Origin of the sequence: Antarctobacter sp., from assembly GCF_048262615.1 — a bacterium.
Taxonomy (GTDB): Bacteria; Pseudomonadota; Alphaproteobacteria; order Rhodobacterales; family Rhodobacteraceae; genus Antarctobacter.
The window spans coordinates 116126-122699 of the sequence record NZ_JBLXFB010000013.1 but is presented as its reverse complement, the minus strand read 5'-3'; the positions used below and the strand labels follow the sequence as shown (position 1 = coordinate 122699).

Annotated in this window: 5 protein-coding genes and 1 pseudogene; 3 read left to right on the top strand and 3 right to left on the bottom strand. The window is 62.1% G+C overall.

The features are described 5' to 3' along the window. Both ACN0S5_RS15215 and ACN0S5_RS15210 read right to left on the bottom strand, forming a co-directional pair. Positions 1-77 (bottom strand): annotated as a pseudogene (locus ACN0S5_RS15215) (electron transfer flavoprotein subunit beta/FixA family protein); the annotation flags it as partial. Between the two features lie 18 nt (positions 78-95). Continuing rightward, the gene (locus ACN0S5_RS15210; protein ID WP_417209567.1) at positions 96-1253 is read right to left on the bottom strand and encodes an acyl-CoA dehydrogenase family protein; all 1158 of its coding nucleotides are present in this window, start codon (positions 1251-1253) and stop codon (positions 96-98) included. A 154-nt stretch (positions 1254-1407) separates the two neighbouring features. Here ACN0S5_RS15210 and ACN0S5_RS15205 point away from each other — a divergent pair, with 154 nt between their 5' ends. Next, entirely contained in the window at positions 1408-2214 is an 807-nt protein-coding gene (locus ACN0S5_RS15205; RefSeq protein WP_417209566.1) for an enoyl-CoA hydratase/isomerase family protein, read from the top strand. A 26-nt stretch (positions 2215-2240) separates the two neighbouring features. On the opposite strand, the gene ACN0S5_RS15200 is transcribed toward ACN0S5_RS15205, so the two are convergent. Next, positions 2241-2975: a FadR/GntR family transcriptional regulator gene (locus ACN0S5_RS15200; RefSeq protein ID WP_417209565.1), complete on the bottom strand. Its 735-nt coding sequence runs from the start codon at positions 2973-2975 to the stop codon at positions 2241-2243. 171 nt (positions 2976-3146) lie between these two features. Between ACN0S5_RS15200 and ACN0S5_RS15195 the strand changes: the two genes are divergently transcribed. Both ACN0S5_RS15195 and ACN0S5_RS15190 read left to right on the top strand, forming a co-directional pair. Next, a complete protein-coding gene (locus tag ACN0S5_RS15195) occupies positions 3147-4340 on the top strand; it encodes a CaiB/BaiF CoA transferase family protein (RefSeq protein WP_417209564.1) in 1194 nt (397 codons plus the stop codon). Between the two features lie 10 nt (positions 4341-4350). After that, positions 4351-6570, top strand: coding sequence for an acyl-CoA dehydrogenase family protein (locus ACN0S5_RS15190; protein ID WP_417209563.1), 2220 nt, complete (start codon positions 4351-4353; stop codon positions 6568-6570). The last annotated feature ends 4 nt before the right edge of the window (positions 6571-6574 follow it).

The window sequence follows — 6574 nt, the reverse complement described above, 5'->3', positions numbered from 1 at the left end:
ACACCCGATCCGTCCGCCTTCACGCGAACTTTCACGTTGTAATCGATCACGCGCTTGACCGGGACGAGGATTTTCATCTGCGGATTCTCCCTGTTCTATTGTTCCATCAACGCCTTCATGATGATGAGGCGCTGGATCTGGTTTGTGCCCTCGTAGATCTGGGTGATCTTGGCGTCCCGCATCATGCGCTCGACCGGGTGATCCTTGAGGTATCCCGCGCCGCCGAGAACTTGCACCGCGTCGGTTGTGACCTTCATCGCCACGTCGCTTGCGAAGGTCTTGGCGATCGAGGCCATGGGGGCAAGCTGTGCCAAATCCCCGGTTTCCGCGATCTTGCAGGTTTTGTAGAGCAGCGCGCGCGCCGCTTCGATCTGCACGGCCATTTCGGCGATGATCATCTGGATGGCCTGAAACTCGGCGATTGGCCGACCGAACTGTTCCCGTTCTTTCGCATAGGCGAGTGCGGCGTCAAGCGCGCCCTGGGCCAGGCCCACGGCGGCGGCGGCGACAGTGGGGCGGTTGAGGTTCAGCACCCCCATCGCGTTGTGAAAGCCGCGGCCTTCCTCGCCGATGAGGCAGTCGGCGGGGATGCGCATGTCCTCGAAATAGATCTCAAGGCTCTTGATCCCGTTCAAACCCATCTTTTTCGCGGCGGCCCCACGCACGAATCCGGGCGTGTCTGTGGGCACGATGAAGGACGAGATGCCGCTATGTCCGTCGCCCTCGGCGGTGCGGGCAAAGAGAAGGACGTAGTCGGCGATATCCGCGTTGGTGATGAAAACCTTTTGGCCATTCACCACGTAGTGGCTGTTCCCATCCTTGCGGGCCGAGGTGCGGATGCCCGAGACATCGGACCCGGTATGCGGTTCGGTCATCGCGATGGCCGATACGGTGCGGCCCTTGGCGATTTCGGGCAGATAGCGGTCGCGTTGCGCCTGCGTGCCGTAGTGCAGCAACGGCAGGACCAGCGCGATGGAGGTCGCGCCGACCAGATGCGAGGCCGAGAAAGACGCACGGGCGATTTCTTCCTTGGCAATACACGCCATGGTGAGATTGCCGCCGGGACCGCCGTATGCGTCAGGTACATAGATCTGAAGCAGGCCCATGTCCCCGAAAAGGTTGACGATTTCCGTCGGTATCTTGTCTTGCGCGTCGATCTCGGCGGCGATGGGGGCGATCCGGTCAGCGACCATACGTCTGATCGTGTCGCGGAAGATGGCCTGATCTTCGGTGTCTGTTCTGGTGTCCAGCATGTAAAGTCCTCCTGGCCTTAAATGGTCATACCATTAATTATTTTGTCAAGGGGCGTGATCCGGATTGACACCAAATGGTCATACCATTTAAAAAGAGGCAGTCCGTCTCCTGCGAGGTCCGGGCCATCACGTCACATCCGAAAAGGAGGGGCCCATGCCCGATTATTCGAGATATGAGCGGCTGAGCGTCGAGATCGACAACAAGCTTGCCATCGTCACCCTGAACCGACCCGAGCAGCGCAATGCGATCGATCACCGGTTTCATGTCGAGTTGCAGGAGGTCTGGGTCGACCTGTTCGATGACAAATCCGTCAACGCAATCCTGCTGACCCATGCGGGCAAGTATTTCAGCGTCGGCGGCAACATCAAGGGCATGCAGGACCGTCCCGCAGGCGACGTGCTTGAAGAAGGCGAAATGCTGGAGCCCACGGGCGGCAAGCGGATCGTCCAGAACCTGCTGGATTGCGACAAGCCGATTGTCGTTTCCATGGCCGGGGATTGCATGGGGCTGGCGGCCACGGTCGCGCTGTTTTGCGATATCGTCGTGATGGGCGAGGAGGCGCGGATCGCCGACCCGCATGTCAAGATCGGTCTGGTCGCCGGTGACGGCGGCGCGGTGATCTGGCCCCTTCTGGTCGGGCCGAACAGGGCCAAGGAGTTCTTGATGCGCGGCAACCTGATCAACGGTGTCGATGCCGAGCGTATGGGCCTTGTCAACTACGTCGCGCCCACCGATCAGGTCTATGACAAAGCCTACGCCCTGGCGCGGGAGCTTGCCGACGGGCCGACATGGGCGATCCGGTGGACCAAGTTGTCTGTCAACAAGCAGATCAAGCAGGCAATGAACCTGGTCATGGACACGTCTTACGCGTTGGAAATGGCGACTTTCCAGACAGAAGACCACAAGGAAGCCGTCATGTCCTTCATCGAAAAACGGAAACCGGCCTACTCAGGACGCTGAATGCGGCGCGCCACGTTCTCCGGGGCTCAATCCTCCCATATGGTGGATTGCAGGCTGTTGAGGTGGCGCGCGATTTCCTGCGCGGCGGCGTCTCCGTCTCCGGCGCGCAGGTGATCCAGAACATCCTGCCGGGACTTCAGCAACGTGTCCTTGGGCATGTTCCATTTGCGCCTTTTCAGGTGGACCTGAACGATCCGCGTCTGGGCATCGACCAGATATTCCATGGCGCTGTTCTGGGTGCAGGCGGCCAGCAGGTGATAATATTCATATGCAATCTGCAACCGTTCTTCGGACAGGCCCGCGTCGATAATGCGCGCGGTCTCGTCGATGTTGTCCTGCATCGCGTCGAGTTGGTCCGGCGTCGCGCGCTCGGCGGCCAGCCGCATCACCGATTGCAGAACGATGAGCCGCGCCTCGGTCAGTTCCTTCAGCGTGATCGCCTCAATGTTCACCAGATCCTGAATGGCTTCTGAAATGCGCTTGGGCGAACCGTCCTCGATGAACGCGCCGCCTTTGACACCCTTGCGCAGAGTCAGGACACCGGCGTTTTCCAGACTGCGCAGGGCCTCGCGCACCGCGCTGCGACTGACCCCAAGCCGCAGGGCAAGGTCGCGTTCGGCGGGCAGCTTGTCGCCCGGACGCAATTCGCCCGCGGCCAGCTTTCCACGGATCTGCTCGGTCACGGCCTCGAACGTGCGATGGGTCTGGATCGGTTCGAATGCGAGCGAGGCTGTCAGGTCTTTGTCTTTTTCAGGGCTCACGGTCTTACCTCTTTGGTTTCGTCGTTGGTCAACATTGATACTGCCGCAGATCAGAAAAAGTCACTACCTCAAAGGTCGGATACTTGAAAGGAAAATATTATAATGGTACGACCATTAGGAATATTACCGATTCCGGACGGAATCCAGACTCAAGGGGAGGCAGCGGTGGCGATGGAGCATCCGAAAGCAGGAAGTATCGGGGCGGGTGCGCTATCGGGCGTGACCGTGGTGGATTTCACCCTCGTGATGGCGGGGCCGTTCTGCACCCGCATTCTGGCCGATCTGGGGGCCGAGGTGATCAAGGTCGAACCGATCTCAGGGGACAACCTGCGCGAACGCCCACCGTTGCGCGATGGCAGTAGCACGTATTTCGGACAGCTGAATTGCGGCAAGAAAAGCGTCGGCATCGACCTGAAAACACCCGAGGGACTGGCCGTGGCCCGTGACCTGATCGCCAAGGCCGACATCGTGGTCGAAAACTTTCGCCCCGGCGTGATGGAGCGGCTGGGTCTGGGCTACAACAGCCTGTCCGAGGTCAATTCGCGCCTCATCTTCTGCTCGGTGTCGGGTTTTGGCCAGGACGGCCCATATGCGGAAAAGCCCGCCTATGCGCCGATCATCCATGCGGCCAGCGGCTTTGACATGGCGAACATGCGTTATCAGGATGGCGCGGATCGCCCCGCCAACACCGGCATCTTTGTCGCCGATGTGCTTGGTGGCGTTTATGCCTTTGGCGCAATTCAGGCCGCGCTTTATCAGCGCGAGCGCACGGGCCGGGGACAGTTCATCGACGTTTCGCTGCTGGATTCCATCCTGTCGATGCTGGTCTACGAAGCGCAGGAGGCGCAGTTTCCGACCGGTGCCCGCAGGCATCTTTATACGCCGCTCAAGGCGCGGGACGGTTTTGTCATCGTCGCGCCGCTGAGCCAGAAGAATTTCGATGCGATGGCCCATGTGCTGGGCGACCCCGAGTGGGCGCGGAACCCGCGTTATCAAACCGTGGTCGGCCGCGAAAGCAACTGGGCCGAAATCATGTCCCATGTGGAGGAATGGACCTGCGAGCGTTTGGCGGAAGAGTGTGAAACCGCGTTCATGAACGCCGGCCTGCCCAGTTCCAGATACCTGACCGTGGCCGAGGCGATGAACAATCCCCAAGTGCGCCATCGCGGGCTGATGCGGCAGGTCCAGGATGCGGCCGGCGCTTTCTGCCTGACCAGTCAACCCTTCCGGATGTCCGGCAGCCCGGCGCCGGAGACCGGGCATGTGCCCGATCTGGGCGAGCATTCAGAGGCTATTCTGGGCGATCACCTCGGGCTTGGCCCCGCCGCGGTCGCAGAGCTGAAGAGCAAGGGCGCGGTACGCTGAGGGGATGAGAATGGACGCAGCAATATTGGACGGCGCATTGGCCAGCGCCGAAGAGCAGGCGATGATCCGCGACAGCGCGCGCGGGTTTCTGGAGCGGCACTGGGCTGGCGCACAGCCGGGCGCGGGACCGGATCTGAACCGGCTCTGGCAAGACTTCTGCGGGTTGGGGCTCGGGATGCTGGGCGGCGACCCCGACATCGGCGGTATCGCCGAGGCGATGATCGTGATCGAAGAGCTGGGACGCGCGGCCTGCCCGTTGCCGATGGCGGCGGCGCTGCTGGCGAATTTGGCGCTGACCGGCGTCGACGGGGCGTCAGATCTGCTGGAGCACGTCCAGTCAGGCGCGATCCTCCCGGCCTTTGTCTGGACCGATCTGGGCGGCGACCGGGGGGGCGGGCGGCTTGAACATATGCAGGATCGTGTGACGGGCCGAGCGCTGTTTGTCGAGAACGTCCGCGCAGCGACACATTTTATCGTGGTGCTTCCGGGTGAGAGAATCGCAGTGGTCGCTGCGGGCCCGGACACGGCGGTTGCGCCGGACCGTGCCATGGGCGGCGATCTGCTGGGCACGGTGACGTTCGATGCGGCGCAGGCGCAGGTCTTTGCCGCGCGTACGTCGCTTGCCGATCTGCAACTGATCGATCGGCTGGCGGCGATGGCGCGGGCTCATGGCGCGGCGCGGCGCGCCTTTGATCTGGCGGTGGACTGGGCCAAGGAGCGGCATCAGTTCGGCCAGCCCATCGGGAAATTTCAGGCGGTACAGCACAAGCTTGCGGATATCTTGATCGACCTCGAAGGGGTCCGCCTGACCCTGCACCACGCTGCGGCGATGATGGCGCGCGGGCACGAAGACCGGGCGTTCTACGCGCTGGCCTGTTTTGCCAATGGCGCAAGCGTGCTGCGCAGAGCCTCTTTGCAGACGCATCACGTGATGGGGGCCATCGGCTATGCCGAGGAACACGAAGCACCGCGCCATTTCAAGCGGATCCATGTCGATTGCCTGCGCCATGGCGGCCCGGACAAGGCGCGGGCCATGCTGGGAACGATGTTTCTGGGGCACGAGGTCGACTTGCCGCGATACGATCTGGGCGACGTTGGCAATGCCTTTCGCAAGGAGGTGCGCGCCTGGCTTGACGACTTCTGGACCGGTGACCGCAAGGCGGCCTATCTGGCGCGCCCGTTCCGACAGCGGGAATACGATGCCGACTTCGCCCGCGAGCTGGGCAAGACCGGCTGGATCGGGATGAACTGGCCCGCCGCCAGCGGCGGTCAGGATCGCGGCCCTTGGGAACAGCTTGCCTTTGTCGAGGAGATGGAGCGCGCCGAAGCGCCGCGCTTTGGCGCCTCGGTTCAGGCGGCGATGCTGATGCTATATGGCACGCCGGGACAGCAGGCGCGCTACCTGCCGGAAATCCTGCGCGGAGAGGCCATGCACGGGATGGGATATTCAGAGCCCAATGCCGGTTCGGACCTTGCCGCGCTGCGCACCCGCGCGGTCCGCGACGGCGACGAATGGGTCATCACCGGCGAGAAGATCTGGACCACCACTTATTGGGGCCAGTATATGTTTCTCGCCGCGCGAACCGACGCCGGGGCCCAGCCGAAGCACGCGGGTATCTCCATGTTCATCGTGCCGATGGATACGCCCGGCATTACGGTGAACCCGGCCACCACGATGTATGACGGCACCTTTGCCAATATCTTTTACCAGGATGTCCGGTTGCCTGCCGATGCGCTGCTCGGGCCGCTCAACGGCGGTTGGAAGGTGTTGACCAGTGCACTGGCGAACGAACGGGGCTACATCGGCGGCGGAATCACACTGAAGGTCGTCCACGCCTTCAACCAGCTTTGCCGCTATCTGCGTCAGGCGGACGACAGGCTGGCCGGTGATCCGGTGGTCCGGCTGCGGCTGGGGCAGATGGCGGCCGAGATCGAGGTTGGCCGTCAGATGATGGTGCATTGCGCGTCGATGATCGACGCGGGTGAAACGCCAATGCACGATGCCGCGATATCCAAGGTCTATGCCGGCGAACTGATGGAGCGTTTCGGCGAAACGGCGCTGGATATCCTCGGGCTCTGTGCCACGCTATCCGAGCAGAGCGACAACGCGATTCTTGGGGGCCGGATCGAACAGAACCTGCGGCATTCGCTGATGTGGGTGATCTCGATCGGAACCAACGAGATCCAGCGCAATCTGATCGCGACAAAGGGCCTTGGGCTGCCACGATGACCAA